Genomic DNA, 16,444 nt, shown 5'->3' on the forward strand with positions numbered 1-16,444 from the left:
ACTGGAGCGTTAACCGGTGACCTCTTCGTCCGCGTCTACTTCAGGTTCGCCCGCGGCAAGATCTTCTTCCGTTATCCAGCCAGCCTTGAGACGTGCAGCAAGGACCATCTGCTCCGCATCGGCGCGGCTGACATCAAACTGCGAGAGGATGCCGGGATAGTTGATTGTCTCACCATCCTTGCGCTCGCGCCAGCCCGTTAGTTCATCAACTGCATATCCGGCGAAGTCTTCGACTGTCTTGACGCCATCTTCACCGACGGCGACGAGGATGGCATTCGTCATGCCCGGTAGATCGCGAAGTTCGTCGGAAACACCCAGTTCCTTGCGGCGGGCATCGCGCTCCTCTTCGATGCGGCTCAGATATTCCTGGGCGCGCTGCTGGATTTCAGTCGCCGTTTCCTCATCGAAACCATCGATGGAGGAAATGTCGTCGCTATCCACATAAGCGATTTCCTCGACGCTGGCGAAACCTTCGGAGGCCAGAACCTGGCCGACCATCTCGTCGACATCAAGCGCTTCCATGAACAGGTTCGAGCGTTCGACGAATTCCTTCTGGCGGCGCTCGGATTCTTCCTGTTCGGTGAGGATATCGATATCCCAGCCCGTAAGCTGCGAAGCCAGACGTACATTCTGACCGCGACGACCGATCGCAAGGGATAGTTGGTCATCCGGGACGACAACTTCAATACGTTCGGCATCTTCATCGAGAACAACTTTTGCAACTTCAGCTGGCTGGAGTGCATTAACGATGAATGAAGCCGGCTCGGGCGACCACGGAATGATGTCGATCTTCTCGCCCTGCAGTTCGCCAACAACAGCCTGAACGCGCGAACCGCGCATACCGACGCAGGCGCCGACGGGATCGATCGAGGAATCGCGGGAAATCACAGCAATCTTGGCGCGCGAGCCAGGATCACGCGCCACCGACTTGATCTCGATGATGCCGTCGTAGATTTCCGGCACTTCCATGGTGAAGAGCTTTGCCATGAACTGCGGATGGGTGCGGCTCAGGAAAATCTGTGGACCACGCTGTTCGCGGCGCACGTCATAAACGTAGGCGCGAACGCGGTCGCCGTAGCGGAATGTCTCACGGGGAATCAGCTCGTCGCGGCGCACGATGGCTTCGCCGCGGCCAAGATCGACGATCACATTGCCATATTCAACGCGCTTGACGCTGCCGTTGATGATTTCGCCAACGCGATCCTTGTATTCGTCATACTGACGGTCACGTTCGGCTTCGCGCACCTTCTGCACAATGACCTGCTTGGCGGATTGGGCAGCGATACGGCCGAAATCCATCGGCGGCAGCTGATCGGCGAGAAAATCGCCGGGCTGCGCATCGGGGTTGCGGTCGCGAGCCGCGTCCATGCCAATCTGGGTGACCGGATCTTCCACAGTCTCGACGACTTCAAGCAGCCGCTGCAGCTTGATTTCACCGGTCTTGGCATTGATATCGGCGCGAATATTGGTTTCCTGGCCATAACGCGAGCGCGCGGCTTTCTGAATGGCATCGGCCATCGCCGCAATCACGATCTCGCGGTCAATCGACTTCTCGCGTGCCACCGCATCGGCGATCTGCAGAAGTTCTAGCCTGTTTGCACTGACTGCCATGTTCTTCTCCTTGGGTTCACCGCCGCGCTTGTCCTGCGGGCGTATGAAATATCAATCCTGTTTTGTTTGTTCCGGCTTAGCGGTCGAAGCTTCTGCCTCGTCTGCGGAGCCTGCAGCGTCTTCAGGTATCCGGCCTTCGCGCAAATCCTTATCGCGGCGCAATGCATCGCGAATGAGATCATCCGTCAAAATAAGCCGCGCATCCGAGATGATCTCGAACGGGACTTCGACAACTGGCTTGTCACCATAGCTCGCCTGATCGCTTTCGACCGTGACGGCATCGGCCGAGACATTCGCAATCCGGCCGCGAAACTTTTTGCGTCCCTCAAAGAGCGCAGAAGTGTCGATCTTGACGATATGGCCAATCCAGGTGACGAAATCCGATTTGCGGACCAGCGGACGATCAATACCGGGCGACGAGACTTCCAGATGATAATGCCGGTCGATCGGATCCTCAACATCAAGCACTGGTGACAATGTCCGGCTAACGAGCTCGCAATCCTCGACGGTCATCGTGCCATCGTTGCGTTCGGTCATGATCTGCAAAGTCAGTCCATTGAGACCAGAGAGACGAACTCTTACCAGGCGAAAACCGATGGAATCCAAGACCGGTTCAATGATGCCGGCCACGCGGGCGTCCACGCCCGTTTCAGTGATAATCCGTTCGTCGTGCCCCTTGGCGGAGGCAGTCTCGTGCTCTGTTTCAGCGCCGTCTGTCACGCAAATTTTTTCCCTGTTTCGGCCCCAAGAAACAAAAAAGAGCGGGACCGGTCTGGACCCACTCCTGTTCTATCGACCAAGAATATGACTTCTATATACAGAAATGGCATGCGGGTTTCAAGCACAGACGTGATTTTCTGCCCGCTCTTTGTCGCGCCCGCATTCTGCAATGCATTTTCGCATGGCTGGCCTGCAATCACAGACCTAACCTTATCGGGTCACCTCAACTATCTATGTTGCATCGCAGCATCAATGCGAAAGGATAGAAAAATGACAAAGAGACATATTCCCACGAAGATCGGCCGCTTTTTCAACGTGTTCGGCAGCGCGGTCGCGGTAGCATCAGCAACGCGCATCGGCCATCAGCCGGTTGCCTCCGACCTGCGCACACTTGGTATCGACCCGGTCCAGTTCAGCACCATCCACCGGAACTAACTAATCAGTCCGGTGGACGGAGGCTGTTAAGATCAGTCTTCGTTCGCCGCCAGTGCTGCGAGCACCTTACCTTTGCCTCGGGCACGCATGATCAGCGGCACGACGACAGCGCAGACTGCAAGCACCAGCAAAGTCGCTGCAATCGGCGAGTGGACGAGCACGGTTGCATCGCCCTGACTGATTGCCAACGCCCGACGCAACTGCTGCTCCGCCATCGGCCCCAAAATCAAACCGACGACGACTGGCGCAATCGGATAGCCGAATCGGCGCAGGAAATATCCCAATACGCCAAACGCCAGCAGCATGCCGAGCTCGAATGTCGAGGGATTGGCGCCAATGGTGCCGAGCGTCGCAAAGACCAGAATCCCGGCATAAAGCCAATGCCGCGGAATCGACAACAGGCGCACCCACAATCCTACCAGTGGCAAATTTAGAACCAGCAGCATAAAGTTGGCAACCAGCAGGCTTGCAATCAGACCCCAGACAATCTGTGGATTGTTGGCAAACAGCAATGGACCGGGCTGAAGCCCAAATTGCTGAAAGCCAGCAAGCATGATCGCGGCCGTCGCACTGGTCGGGAGACCAAGCGTTAGCAAAGGGACAAGCGTTCCTGCGGCGGATGCATTATTAGCGGCCTCCGGTCCTGCAACGCCTTCAATGGCTCCCTGGCCGAATTCTTCCGGCTTCTTCGCCAACTGCTTTTCTACCGAATAAGATAGGAATGTGCCGATCTCGGCGCCACCGGCAGGCATTGCGCCGATCGGAAAGCCGATAAATGTTCCGCGCAACCAAGGTTTCCACGAGCGTGCCCAATCTTCCCTGTTCATCCACACCGAGCCCTTGACCGGTTCGATCTTTTCCTCACCCGAACTGCGTGAGGCAGCGACGCTCAAGGTCTCGCCAATGGCAAAAAGGGCCACAGCGAGCGTTGTGACTTCTACGCCGTCGAGGAGATCCGGGATGCTGAAAGCAAGGCGGGCCTGTCCGGTTTGAAGGTCAATACCGACCAGACCTAGTGCAAGCCCGAGGAATAGTGCCGTCAGTCCGCGCAAGGTGGAATCGCCGAATGCCGCCGAAACGGTCATGAAGGCGAGGATCATCAGTGCGAAATATTCTGCAGGTCCGAAAGACAGGGCAAATTTGACGATCGTTGGTGCGATCAAAGCCAGCGCCATGGTCGCGATCAGACCGGCGACGAAGGAACCAATGGCGGCCGTTGCCAGCGCCGGACCACCGCGCCCGGCTCGCGCCATTTTATTGCCCTCGAGCGCTGTCACGATGGACGAGCTCTCACCCGGCGTATTGAGCAAGATCGACGTGGTCGAGCCGCCATACATGCCACCATAATAGATGCCCGCGAACATGATTAGCGATCCTGCAGGGTCGAGCTTATAGGTAACGGGTAAGAGCAATGCGACTGTAAGGGCCGGTCCGATGCCCGGAAGAACACCGACTGCCGTACCCAATGTTACGCCAATCAGAGCATACAGCAAGTTGAGCGGCTGCATTGCAACGGCGAAGCCATGTGCCAATAATGTAAAACTATCCATAGCCGAATCTGTCCTTAAATGAGACGTTCAAGCGGTCCGGCCGGGAGTGCCAATTGCAGTCCCTTGGCGAAAATGACCCAGATAACGAACGAAAGTACGATTCCGATTGGAATCGTCATCCACAACGGACCTTTGCCAAAACCGCGTGCGGTAGCCGCAAAAAGCAATCCGGTCGCTATGGCAAAACCCGTGATATGCAGAAGCAGCATCTGCGCGGCAAGACCGCCTATGATCCAGACGACAGGCTGAATTTCCTGCTCTTCCCGCTTGGGGAAATCACCGCGTATCGCTTCGAATGCAGTCCAGATTGCGAGAATGAACAGACAACCCGCGATGGCATAGGGAAATGCCGAAGGACCGATTCTCGTCGCGCTTCCACCATGCGCTGTTGCCGTGCTGTAGACGATCACCGCAGCAATAATCGCAATCGCCGCGGCAATGACCAGCGCCGCCCTGTCAGGGCGGCGCGCTTCGGAACTCGGTGACTCTTGCGTCATTTTACGAGACCAATGTCTTTCAGGATCGCTGAGGTTGCTTCGGTGTCTTTGGCCAGCTGCGCCTTGAAAGCGTCGCCTGCGAGATAGGTGTCAGCCCAACCCTTGGCCTTGAGCTGATCCTGCCAGCTCTTCGACTTCACCAGCTTTTCAACGTCAGCGCCGATTGCAGCTTCCTGTTCGGCAGAAATCCCGGGAGCAGCAGCAACCATACGCCAGTTTTGGATTGCGACGTCCACGCCACCTTCCTTGAAGGTCGGTGCATCGATCCCTTCTACCTTCGCATCGCTCGAAATGCCGATGATGCGCAGCGCACCAGCCTTGATCTGCGATTCGAATTCACCGTAACCGGAGATACCGACTGTAACCTGACCACCGAGGATGGCAGCCAGCGCTTCACCGCCACCGGAGAAGGCAATGTAATTGACCTTCGTCGGGTCAACACCAGCAGCCTTTGCGATCAGACCGGCAGTGATGTGATCCGTACCGCCGGCGGAGCCACCACCCCAGGAAACTGCGCCTGGATCGGCTTTCAGCTTCTCAACAAGATCAGCCATGGATTTGATCGGCGATGCAGCTGGAACAACCAGCGCCTCGTATTCGCCCGTCAAACGTGCAATCGGTGTGACCTGTTCAAGTGTAACAGGAGAAGCATTGGTCAAGATCGCACCGACCATGACGTAGCCACCAACGATCAGCTGTGATGGATCACCCTTGGCGGAATTGGCAAACTGCGCCAGACCAATCGTACCACCGGCGCCCGGCACATTGACAACCTGAACGCTACCAGAAATTTTTTCGTCTTGTAGAGCAGTCTGGATCGTGCGGGCAGTCTGGTCCCACCCGCCACCTGGCGCAGCAGGGGCCATGATCTTATAGTCAGCTGCAAAAGCCTGACCGGACAGAATGACCGCGCCGGCGGCAACAAAAGCAAGCAACATCTTACGCATTCTTGGTATCCTCCCATGACAGCCATCAGCTATCTAATTGCTGGTCTTTGAAGAAGCGGGAAGATGTCGATAGTTAAAGCTGGATTGGCAAAAGAATACCAAATCCGTGGCTCGGTGCTCTAAATGTGTGGACAGCCTCCCAGCGGTCTCCTCATCCTTAGAATGATACTAGAAAACTGTCAGGAAGCTGTCACGTGAAATGAAGTCTGGCCTGGCTACGCGCGAAGATAAATATTAAAGGCGGATAAACGTCAGATAGGCGCCAACCCGACCTTCGCGATGTGCTTTTTGTTCATAGCGTGTGCCGGGCCACGCTTGATAGGGGGTGTGCCAATCAGCCGATGTCTCGGCTTGCCACTCGAATTCAGTGTGGGCACGGCAATGCTGCAGCGTCCAGTTCACATAGGTATCTATGTCCGAAGCAAACCGAAAAATGCTGCCAGGCTTAAGAACTCGAGCGAAACGATCGAGGTTCTTCTGACTGACGAAGCGGCGCTTAAAGTGTTTCTTTTTCGGCCAGGGGTCCGGGTAGAACAAATCGATACCGTCCAGCGAGGCTGCCGGCAGCCAGTCGAGCACCTGTGTCGCGTCATCGTCATAAAGGCGAATGTTCTGCAAGGGATTCTCATGCAGCTCAACAACCAGTTTGGCCATGCTGTTGATGAAAGGCTCGATCCCGATAAAGCCGGATTTCGGGCAACGCGCCGCTTCATGCAGCAGATGTTCACCACCGCCAAAACCAATCTCCATCCTGACGGTCTCGACCTCCGCAGTAAACAAACTGCGAAGGTCGATAGGCGCCGGTTGATAAAGATCGAGTTTAAGCAGCGGCAGCAACTCATCACGGATGGAACGCTGCATTGCACGCAGCGGCTTGCCGCTTCTTCTGCCGAAGAATGCTTCTGTCGAACGCGCGCGCCTCGGTTCACTCATCGGCATATCGCAATGGCCGCTCAAGCGGCCAGAACGGACTTCAGCTGCTTTGCCAGATCGGTTCGCTCCCAGGAGAAGGAACCGTCGCGGCCAGGCTTGCGGCCGAAATGGCCGTAGGCGGAAGTTTTGGCATAAATCGGCTTGTTAAGGTCGAGATGCTTGCGGATGCCCGAAGGCGAAAGATCCATGACCTTGCGCAAGGCTTGCTCGACCGCATCTTCCTTGACCTTGCCGGTTCCATGCAGGTCGACATAGACCGATAGAGGCTGCGCGACACCAATTGCGTAGGACAGCTGGATCGTGCAGCGGTCGGCAAAGCCAGCAGCGACTACGTTCTTAGCCAGATAGCGAGCAGCATATGCTGCGGAGCGGTCGACCTTGGTCGTATCCTTGCCCGAAAAGGCGCCGCCGCCATGGGGCGCCGCGCCACCATAAGTATCAACGATGATCTTACGACCTGTAAGGCCAGCATCGCCATCGGGTCCGCCGATAACGAATTTCCCGGTCGGGTTGATGTACCAGACGCAGTCATCAGCGATCTTCAGATTGCCCAAGGCTTCGCGAATGTACGGCTCCACTACCTTGCGAACCTTCGTGGAATCCCAGCTGGCGTCGAGATGCTGGGTCGAGAGAACGATCTGCGTGGTTTCGGCGGCAACACCATCGACGTAGCGAACCGTCACCTGGCTCTTGGCGTCTGGACCAAGCTTGCCGGCATCGCCCTCACCTTTGTGGCGGGCAGCCGCAAGGAGCTCAAGAATCTTGTGGGAGTAATAGATCGGAGCCGGCATGAGATCCGGTGTTTCACGGCAGGCATAACCAAACATGATGCCTTGATCGCCTGCACCTTCTTCGCCCTGACGATCGGCAGCATTGTCGACGCCCTGGGCAATATCAGCTGATTGCGGATGCAAGAGCACATCGATCTTCGCGGTCCTCCAGTTGAAACCGTCCTGCTCGTAACCGATTTCGCGAATGGCTCGGCGAGCAGCTGCGCGGAACCGCGATGGATTGATAAGGGGATGGCCCTTCGCGTCTTTCAAGACGGTGCCGTTCTTGTCCTTTTTCAAAAGCGTGTCTGGCACACGCACCTCGCCGGCGATAACAACGCGGTTGGTGGTGGCCAGTGTTTCGCAAGCAATGCGCACCGTCCACGGATCAACACCCGTCTTCTTTGCCTCTTTGTAGATCATGTCGACGATTTCATCGGAAATTCGATCGCAGACCTTGTCTGGATGACCTTCCGATACGGACTCACTGGTAAAAAGATAAGAACTGCGTGTCACGGGGAACCCCTCTTGAAAGCAAACGAACGCCCGCCTGATCGAGACTGAGCGGGAGCTGCGTAGTCTTTGCCAAGGTAGAGGGGTTCAGTCAATTGGATTCATTTTCAAACAATCAGCACTGTGAGAATATTTTTCCAGGAACGCAACGCGCATTCAACGCAGGTGCCGGTTCTAAACCAATTATTCTTCCTCATCTCCCAACGTGCGAACCAGATCAAGTATCTTCCGCCTTATCTTCGCATCCGTGATCTTCGCAAAAGCCCGGGCAAGTTGAATGCCCTCCGAGCTGTTGAGGAAGCCCACGACATAGGTAGTCTCGCTCTCCTCATCAAACCCCTTCGGCTTATCTGATTGACCCGGCATATCGTCAAAGAAAAAAGTGACAGGGACGTTGAGAATATTGCCGATCGCCTGCAATCGGCTGGCACCGACGCGATTCATACCCTTTTCGTATTTCTGGATTTGTTGAAATGTTATTCCAAGGCTTTCACCAAGTTTCTCCTGGCTTAGCCCGATCATGTTACGGCGCAAGCGAATTCGCGCCCCGACATGCACATCGACAGGATTGGGTCTCTTTTTATTATCAGACATGAAAATCTCATTCGTATGAAATGGAGCTGAAAATGAATTTTATCATCAATGTATCAACGGACCAAATAAGGCGTTAATCGACAGGCCAAACCCTGAAATGTCAACCAACCCTTGTCCGGCGGTGTAGAAAATAGCCAAGCGATGCAATCAAGACCATGCCAATTACAATCCAGAATTGCAATTTGCGAGCAGCTTGACTTAAGGGTAGCTGAACCTTCCCGGGAAGATCCCCATCCACGACACCGATGGCGTTCAATGCAAGAGCGTCGATGATTCGACCATAGGGGTCGACGATGCCGGAGAGGCCGTTATTGGCAGCTCGAATGAGAGGCAGCCCCTGCTCGACCGCGCGCAACTGTGCTTGGCGAAAATGCTGGTAGGGACCGGGCGTGTCACCATACCACGCATCGTTGGTGACATTGACAATCGCATCGGCGCGCGGTCCCTCATAAGCCAGTTCGGCCGGAAATATCGCCTCGTAGCAAATCAGCGGCAAGGCAATGAAATTATCCATGACCTTGAGCGACCGCCGAGTAGCTGCAGCACTAAATCCACCCGGCAGTTCAATGACTTCGCTGATACCAAACCGGCGCAGAATGTTTTCGAGCGGCACGTATTCCCCGAAGGGTACGAGATGGAGTTTATCCGCCGCTCCTGCAATCTGGCCGTCACTATCGATGGCATATATCGAATTGTAATACAGCGGATCTTGACCGCCGTTCGGTTCCTCCATGCGAATAGCACCGGCGAGTAATATCTGCCCTTCCTCGAGCACATCCGCGATGCTTTTGAGAGCTTCAGGCGTCTTCGTCAGGATGTAGGGAACTGCCGTTTCCGGCCAGACAATCACCTGTGGCTTGGGCTTGCCTTGCTTTGGTGCTTCTCCGGTCATGGCAATGTATTTGTCCAGGATACCACGCCGCGCATCGGCGTCCCATTTGAGATCCTGCGCAATAGACGGCTGTACGATGCGAATCGGCGGCCCCTTGGCTTCTACGGGCGCAGCCTTGAGGCGATAGGCACCGAACCCCACATGGCCACAAATCAGGACAAGGAAAAGAGCAATGCCCGCCCTTACATCGCGGCCGCTGGCCAGCAGTGCGGGCATGGCAAAGACAATCACGGCTAGCGCATTCATTCCCAACAGCCCGACAATGACTGATGACTGCATCAACAACGGCACCGGCATGGCTGCATAGCCAATGGCGTTCCATGGAAAGCCGGTGAGGACAAAAGACCGCAACCATTCGGCAATGCCGAAACCAAAGGCAAGAGCCAGAATGCGACCAAGGCCTTCGCTCCACAGCAGGCGGGCGAGCGCTGCAGCAAAGGCATAGAATATCGCTAGAAAAGCGGGAAGCCCGAGGATAGCGAAGGGAACAGCCCAGGCAAAGTTTGCGGCATCCACAAGCAGCGCGTTCCCGATCCACCAAAGGCCGGACACAAAGTAACCAAAACCAAACCACCAGCCAATCATCGCGGCGGGCATTAGCCTGCGGATCGGGCCTCTTCCAGCATTGTCGACAGCGCCGTCAATCAACCAGACAAGCACCGGGAACGATACGAAGCAAACGGCGAAAAAATCGTAGGGCGGAAGCGCAAAACTTGCCAGCGCTCCCACGAGAAAGGCTAAGGCAACACGCTTCCAACCCGACAGGAGAATGATCTTTCCGGCCAATTGCTGGATCATGCCGCGCCCCACCCACTCTGATTTTTCGTCAGTCTTAAACGGTGAGACTTGCGCCAATCATTCGTCCGTTTCCGCCGGCTCTCCAGCCGTACCTTGACGTGCCGTGCGCGGACGGCGTTCGACGTGGCGTAGGGGAACGATACGCACCTTGCGGATACGACGCGGATCAGCTTCAAGAACATGAAACTCATAGCCCGGGACGGCCTGTACCATTTCGCCGCGAACGGGAATGCGCCCGAGAATAGAGAAGATCAGCCCGCCGACCGTATCAACGTCCTCGCCGTGCTCGCCGACGACGAACCCTGACCCGATCTTTTCCGTTACTTCATCAAGATCGGCGCGTGCATCGGTAACAAAAACGCCTTCGGGCTCTTCGATGATCATCACTTCGTCGTCGTCATGCTCATCCTCGATGTCGCCGACAACCATTTCAACGATATCTTCCAGTGAAACAAGGCCATCCGTTCCGCCATATTCATCGATCACCAAGGCGATCTGAATGCGCTGTGCCTGCATGCGCCCCATAAGGTCGTTGGCCAGCATCGACGGCGGTACGAACAGGATCGGCCGCATCAGGCTCAAATCCGCAATCGTCTTGGTTAGATCGACATTGGCGAGATTGAATTTTGCAGCAACCGGGATTTTCGGGGTGCGAGCGGCTGTTTTTCGCGGGGCTTTTACCCGCGAAACCTTGGTGATGTGGTTGACCACATCACGGATGTGGACCATGCCGCGCGGATCATCCAGTGTCTCGGCAAACACCGGCATGCGCGAGTGGCCTGACTTCTCGAATACTTCCAGAAGGTCACCAAGCGTCGTGGTGATGTCCACCGCCTCAATGTCGGCACGCGGGATCATCACATCCTCGACCCGCAGTTCACGCAGGCGCAGGATATTGTGCAGCATGGCGCGCTCTTCGGGAGAAAACGCCGTATCGCCTTGATGATCTACTGCGAGCGCCGCATCCAGATCCTCCCTTAGGGACGTCCCCGGACGAGCGCGCAGAAACGGGAAAATTGCGGAAAGAAGCGAGCGCTTTTCTGGGCCTTGCGCTCTGGTGATACTCTGCCCTTCGGCATCACTCTCCTGCCCCATAATGCCCCTTGAAGGCGTGGCAGGATCGTTCTGGTGTGACGTGTCAGACATGGTCCTCAATCGGATTGATCGTCAATGACGGATAGCGCATATGGGTCCGGGATTGCAAGACGCTCCAGAATTTTGCGCTCCAGCCCTTCCATCTCCTCGGCCTCGGCTTCCGTCATATGATCATAACCGACCAGATGCAGAAATCCATGAACAATAAGGTGCGTCAGGTGATGATCGAAGGATTTGTCTTCCTCCACAGCCTCGCGCGCAACCGTTTCGCGTGCAATGACGATATCGCCAAGCATAGGACCAGGTTTCTGACCCGGCTTCAAGGTGAAAGCCGGGAATGATAGCACATTGGTCGGCTTATCCTTGTCACGCCAATCGCTGTTGAGTTCCTTGATTGCAGCATCATCGGTGAAGACGAGACTAAGTTCGCTCTCTGGCTGCTCGCCGCCATCAAGCTGTAGCCAGGTGGCTGCGATGGCATGCGCCGAAAGATCGTGTAACGCGGCCTCTTCGGCCCAGCCTTCCGATTCAACGAGTATGTCGATATTAATCAAGATGGCATCGCCAGGCCTCCTGGCCTGGCGCCTTCCTTGTCGTAGGCCCGGACAATTGCAGCAACGAGCGGATGACGCACGACGTCCACGTCGGTGAATCGCACAGTGACTATGCCGCTGACACCATCAAGTATCCTGAGCGCTTCTACGAGGCCAGACTTCTGCCCGGGCGGCAAATCGATCTGGCTCGGATCGCCAGTGATGATCATGCGTCCGTTTTCGCCAAGACGCGTCAGGAACATCTTCATTTGCATGGCAGTCTTGTTCTGCGCCACGTCGAGGATGATGGCCGAATGAGCAAGCGTGCGCCCGCGCATGAAGGCAAGTGGCGCGATTTCGATAACGCCGGCAGCAATCGCCCGTTCGACTTTGTCGGCCGGCATCATGTCGTAGAGGGCATCATAAAGCGGGCGCAGATAGGGATCGACCTTCTCTTTCATGTCGCCGGGAAGAAAGCCGAGGCGTTCGCCCGCTTCCACGGCTGGGCGCGAGAGAATGATCCGGTCGACAAGCCCGCGTTCCAGAAGCATCGCAGCATGGGCCACCGCAAGATAGGTCTTACCGGTACCAGCCGGCCCCACTCCGAACACCAATTCCGAGCGATCAAGCGCCCGCATGTAAGCGTCCTGTGTCGGCGTACGCGCAAAGATCGTCTTCTTGCGGGTCGATATTTGGGCAGCGGCCATCTTGCTCTTGTTGTCCATCGTGGGGAGCGTCAATTGATCGTCGGCGGCAATCGCCATGCGCAATGCGCCATCGACATCGGACGCGGAAATGTCATGGCCATTTTGCAATTGTTCATAGAGTTGGTCGAGTGCCCTGCGCGCTTGCTCTGTCGCACCAGGCTCACCGCGTATGGCAAGCTGGTTGCCCTTTGAGCGAACATCAACACCCAGTTTCTGCTCAATACGGGCGAGATTTTCATCAAACTGGCCGAACAGCGCACTCGCCAGCCGGTTGTTGTCAAATGTCAGTACGATATGCGCCAGATCCGAGGCTCCTGAGGGAGCGGGTTTCAGCTTTTCGGTGGCGTTCAAACGGCTCTCCTAAAAAAGTGTTCAGCCCGTTATAGTCCCATTGCTCGCCGAGTTCATCTCCCGAACCCCAATCAGACTGTTGGTCCCGGTGTCGATGATTCGCACATGGATAATGTCGCCGATTCGATCGCCGTGTACATCTATAATTACAGGTTGTAACCAGGGAGATCTTCCGACCATCTGTCCTGGTAGTCTTCCGGCCTTCTCGATCAGCACATCCATGGATTTCCCGATCAAGCTACGCTGGAAGGCATATTGCTGTTCGCTCAGCAAAGATTGCAAACGCTGCAGCCGATCGTCCTTCACAGCTTCCTCGACATGATTTTCCATATCGGCACCGGGTGTGCCAGGCCGCGGGGAATATTTGAACGAATAAGCCGCAGCGTAGGTGACGTCCCTTACGATTTGCATCGTTGCCTCAAAATCTTCTTCCGTCTCGCCCGGAAAGCCGACGATGAAGTCGCCTGACAGCGCTATATCCGAGCGGGCACTGCGGATGCGGTCGATCAAGCGCAGATAGTCGGCGCCGCTATGTTTGCGGTTCATCGCTTTCAGAATGCGGTCCGAGCCCGATTGAACCGGCAGGTGCAGATAAGGCATCAGCATTGGAAGGTCGCGATGCGCATTGATTAGTGTGTCATCCATGTCGCGCGGATGGCTCGTCACATATCGCAATCGGGCAATGCCGGGGATCTCAGCAAGGCGATAGAGCAGTTCGCCCAATCCCCATTCGCGTCCGTCTGCACCTTCGCCATGCCATGCATTAACGTTCTGGCCAAGCAGGGTCAGCTCCCGCACACCGGCTTCGGCAAGCTTTTCCGCTTCCCTGACAATTTGGGCGACAGGTCGCGATATTTCCGAACCGCGGGTGTAGGGCACCACGCAGAATGTGCAGAATTTGTCGCAACCTTCCTGCACGGTCACAAATGCCGTCACACCGCGACTTCTGGTCTGTTCTATCGCCGGAGCGGGCAAATGGTCGAATTTGTCTTCGATCGCATATTCGGTCTCAACCACACGCTCGCCCTGGCGTACGCGGGCGAGCGCCTGTGGCAGCCGGTGATAAGTCTGTGGGCCAACCACTAGGTCGACTACCGGGGCACGGCGCGTAATTTCGTCGCCTTCGGCCTGTGCAACGCAGCCGGCAACGCCGACAGTCAGTTCACGGCCTTCTTTCGCTCGTGCATCCTTCATCTTGCGCAGGCGGCCCAGCGCCGAGTAAAGCTTCTCGGACGCCTTTTCACGGATATGACAGGTATTGATCAGCACCAGATCGGCGTCGTCGGCGGTATCGGTCGGACTGTATCCCTCTGCTGCAAGGCTGTCGGTCATGCGCTGACTGTCATAGACATTCATCTGACAGCCGTAAGTCTTCACATAAACCTTGCGCGTGTTGGGGAGCGCCGGTGAATGCGTCAGGGTTCCGGAGGCTTCATCCGGCTTGCTGGTAATGCTGATATCGTCCATGAGAAGGCTTCTAACGGTTTTTGTGGTCGTTGAGAATAGCCTCCGCACCGCTTTCCGCCGGTGTACTTATCAGATCACGGCCAATGAGCGAAGTTCGCACCATTGCGCGCACCCGCTTTTCCATCGTCCGGGCCAGGGCTTTGCGATCGCTCTTACCATCGATCACCATGGGTTCACCGAACCAGACGTCGACGTCGACAGCACCATCTTTCAGGAGCCCAATCAGACTCGGTCCGAGTGGTACATCGCCCGGCCAGGCGACAATTGGCCTGTGTACCCGTCCCATGGGCATACCGTGAACCCTCGTATAGGCGATCGCAACCGGCTGTACGGTGACCGTTTCCACATCAGTTTCGCGAATAGCCACCTGTGCAGCGCCAAAGAGCGATGTCTTGAACGGCAGAACGCGATTGCCGTCAGAGGTCGTGCCTTCGGCGAATAGTACCATGGCATCACCAGCGGCAAGGCGAACTGCGATTTCGCTGGCCTGATGATGGGTCTTTCCGCGCTTCTCACGCTCGATGAAGACTGTGCGCTGCAGCTTGGCGAGCATGCCAAAAAGTGGCCAGCTTGCCACCTGGGCCTTGGCGATGAACACCATCTCGCGCAGCGAACCAAGAATGACAATATCGGTCCAGGATGTATGGTTGGCAGCCAGTAGAAGCGGGCGACCCGTCGCCATTTCCCCATGCATATGGATCCGAAACCCGAGCAATCGGCTTACGATCTGATGGAAGAGCACTGGGGTAGTTTTGCGCGCGCCCCGGCCAGTCTTCAAGAATATATATTGCAGGGGTACAAGGACGAGAATCGTAAGGACAAACCCCATCGCCATCACGCTGAAACGCAACCAGGCCATCATGTCAGCGACCTGCCTTAAGGTCACGGCGCATGGTCAAAGCCGAAGAGCGGCCGGCGGCCGTTTCGTAGTAGCCGGGCCGTTTTCCGACCTGTTTGAAGCCGAGTCTGCGGTAAAGGGCCAGCGCCGGTATATTCAGTTCGTCTACTTCCAGAAAAAGGGTGCTGGCGCGGGCATTGTGCAAATGACGCAGCGTCGCATCCACTAGCGCGTGGCCCAGACCCTTGCGCTGGGCTTGCGGCGCCACTGCGACAGTGAGAATTTCAGCTTCGTCCACCACGAGCCTGGCCAGCACGAAACCACCAGGCTGCGCCCGACGATTTCCCACTTCGCGCGCGATGAACCCGAACACATTATCTTCGACCAGCAGGGCATGAAAGTCGTCATCGCTCCACGGCTGGCGAAATGTAAGGCTGTGGATGGCAGACATATCTGCGGCGTCGGCGCGAACAAGCGGTTCGATGACAAAGTTGCGCGGTCGCAGATTATCGAAAGGAAACCCGATCATTCCGCGACCTTCCTTTTCAGGACGAATCCCTGCTGCGGCTTAACATCGAGTCCACGCAAATAAAGCGGCTTCGGCGCTTCATCGTCAGGGCTGCGCATTGCACCAAGCCGGGCGAAAGCTTCGATGCTTCCCGTTGCTGTCGTTACTGCGATATTAAGGGGCTGATCTAGTCTCTCGTTGATAAGCATAGCGCCAGAACCCGACAGAACGTGGCCTTGACCACGTTTTGCAAGCTGTTCCAGTAACGCGGGGAGCGTCGTTACCATGGGCTGCGATTCGGCTGCCCCATCCTCGCCGAAGAATTGCGCGTAGAATTCGTCACGGCGGGCGTCGATGATCGACAGGATCGGGCTTTTCGGAAAAAGTTTCGCGGCATCATAAGCCAGCGCCTGAAGCGTACTGATCCCGACTGCCGGGCACTTCAGGGCAAGTGCGAAGCCGCGCGCTGTCGAAACGCCGACACGGACGCCGGTGAACGAGCCTGGTCCGACGCTGACAGCGATCTTTCCGATATTGGTGATAGCAATTTTGGCATCTTTAATCGCACGCTCGATAACAGCCATCAGTCGCTCGGCATGGCCCTTGCCGATGTCTTCGCTGACCTCAACAAGCATTGTCCCGGTCTCGACATCGAGAACGGAAACGGCGCAGAGGTTGGCAGCGG

At 56.2% G+C, this 16,444-nt stretch carries 17 protein-coding genes; 1 reads left to right on the top strand and 16 read right to left on the bottom strand.

The window, feature by feature from the left end:
- Window positions 1-9: 9 nt before the first annotated feature.
- A complete protein-coding gene (gene nusA / locus AAAC48_RS20085; RefSeq protein WP_340655879.1) occupies window positions 10-1,611 on the bottom strand; it encodes a transcription termination factor NusA in 1,602 nt (533 codons plus the stop codon).
- 51 nt (window positions 1,612-1,662) lie between these two features.
- Complete coding sequence (rimP, locus tag AAAC48_RS20090) at window positions 1,663-2,331, bottom strand: ribosome maturation factor RimP (RefSeq protein ID WP_340655880.1); 669 nt, start codon at window positions 2,329-2,331, stop codon at window positions 1,663-1,665.
- A gap of 270 nt (window positions 2,332-2,601) precedes the next feature.
- Here rimP and AAAC48_RS20095 point away from each other — a divergent pair, with 270 nt between their 5' ends.
- The gene (locus AAAC48_RS20095) at window positions 2,602-2,766 is read left to right on the top strand and encodes a hypothetical protein (protein ID WP_340655881.1); all 165 of its coding nucleotides are present in this window, start codon (window positions 2,602-2,604) and stop codon (window positions 2,764-2,766) included.
- A gap of 32 nt (window positions 2,767-2,798) precedes the next feature.
- Here AAAC48_RS20095 and AAAC48_RS20100 read toward each other — a convergent pair whose 3' ends face one another.
- From AAAC48_RS20100 to tsaB, 14 genes are all read right to left on the bottom strand, one after another.
- Window positions 2,799-4,316, bottom strand: coding sequence for a tripartite tricarboxylate transporter permease (locus AAAC48_RS20100; RefSeq protein ID WP_340655882.1), 1,518 nt, complete (start codon window positions 4,314-4,316; stop codon window positions 2,799-2,801).
- Window positions 4,317-4,330: 14 nt separating this feature from the next.
- Window positions 4,331-4,813, bottom strand: coding sequence for a tripartite tricarboxylate transporter TctB family protein (locus AAAC48_RS20105; RefSeq protein WP_340655883.1), 483 nt, complete (start codon window positions 4,811-4,813; stop codon window positions 4,331-4,333).
- On the bottom strand, window positions 4,810-5,760 hold the full coding sequence (locus AAAC48_RS20110) for a tripartite tricarboxylate transporter substrate binding protein (RefSeq protein ID WP_340655884.1): 951 nt from the start codon (window positions 5,758-5,760) through the stop codon (window positions 4,810-4,812). Before AAAC48_RS20110 ends, AAAC48_RS20105 begins: the two co-directional genes overlap by 4 nt.
- Before the next feature lie 234 nt (window positions 5,761-5,994).
- On the bottom strand, window positions 5,995-6,693 hold the full coding sequence (locus AAAC48_RS20115) for a tRNA (guanosine(46)-N(7))-methyltransferase TrmB (RefSeq protein ID WP_340655895.1): 699 nt from the start codon (window positions 6,691-6,693) through the stop codon (window positions 5,995-5,997).
- A gap of 20 nt (window positions 6,694-6,713) precedes the next feature.
- Window positions 6,714-7,979: a methionine adenosyltransferase gene (gene metK, locus AAAC48_RS20120; protein WP_340655885.1), complete on the bottom strand. Its 1,266-nt coding sequence runs from the start codon at window positions 7,977-7,979 to the stop codon at window positions 6,714-6,716.
- 180 nt (window positions 7,980-8,159) lie between these two features.
- Window positions 8,160-8,570, bottom strand: a complete 411-nt coding sequence (locus tag AAAC48_RS20125; RefSeq protein ID WP_340655886.1) for a helix-turn-helix domain-containing protein — start codon at window positions 8,568-8,570, stop codon at window positions 8,160-8,162.
- A 100-nt stretch (window positions 8,571-8,670) separates the two neighbouring features.
- On the bottom strand, window positions 8,671-10,260 hold the full coding sequence (gene lnt / locus AAAC48_RS20130; RefSeq protein ID WP_340655887.1) for an apolipoprotein N-acyltransferase: 1,590 nt from the start codon (window positions 10,258-10,260) through the stop codon (window positions 8,671-8,673).
- Between the two features lie 57 nt (window positions 10,261-10,317).
- Window positions 10,318-11,406 (bottom strand): hemolysin family protein, encoded by a 1,089-nt coding sequence (locus AAAC48_RS20135; RefSeq protein WP_340655888.1) that lies wholly within the window; start codon window positions 11,404-11,406, stop codon window positions 10,318-10,320.
- A 5-nt stretch (window positions 11,407-11,411) separates the two neighbouring features.
- On the bottom strand, window positions 11,412-11,909 hold the full coding sequence (ybeY, locus tag AAAC48_RS20140; RefSeq protein ID WP_340655889.1) for an rRNA maturation RNase YbeY: 498 nt from the start codon (window positions 11,907-11,909) through the stop codon (window positions 11,412-11,414).
- Entirely contained in the window at window positions 11,906-12,946 is a 1,041-nt protein-coding gene (locus tag AAAC48_RS20145; protein WP_340655890.1) for a PhoH family protein, read from the bottom strand. The genes ybeY and AAAC48_RS20145 overlap by 4 nt, the downstream gene beginning before the upstream one ends.
- Window positions 12,947-12,967: 21 nt before the next feature.
- Window positions 12,968-14,413 carry a tRNA (N6-isopentenyl adenosine(37)-C2)-methylthiotransferase MiaB gene (miaB, locus tag AAAC48_RS20150; protein ID WP_340655891.1) on the bottom strand — a complete coding sequence of 482 codons (1,446 nt, stop codon included), beginning with the start codon at window positions 14,411-14,413 and terminating at the stop codon, window positions 12,968-12,970.
- Window positions 14,414-14,423: 10 nt separating this feature from the next.
- On the bottom strand, window positions 14,424-15,275 hold the full coding sequence (locus AAAC48_RS20155; RefSeq protein ID WP_340655892.1) for a lysophospholipid acyltransferase family protein: 852 nt from the start codon (window positions 15,273-15,275) through the stop codon (window positions 14,424-14,426).
- Window position 15,276: 1 nt separating this feature from the next.
- Entirely contained in the window at window positions 15,277-15,780 is a 504-nt protein-coding gene (locus AAAC48_RS20160) for a GNAT family N-acetyltransferase (RefSeq protein ID WP_340655893.1), read from the bottom strand.
- The coding region (gene tsaB, locus AAAC48_RS20165) for a tRNA (adenosine(37)-N6)-threonylcarbamoyltransferase complex dimerization subunit type 1 TsaB (protein ID WP_340655894.1) at window positions 15,777-16,444 on the bottom strand (668 nt) is incomplete at its 5' end. The genes AAAC48_RS20160 and tsaB, both read right to left, overlap by 4 nt.

The organism is Phyllobacterium sp. (assembly GCF_037994405.1).
GTDB lineage: Bacteria > Pseudomonadota > Alphaproteobacteria > Rhizobiales > Rhizobiaceae > Phyllobacterium.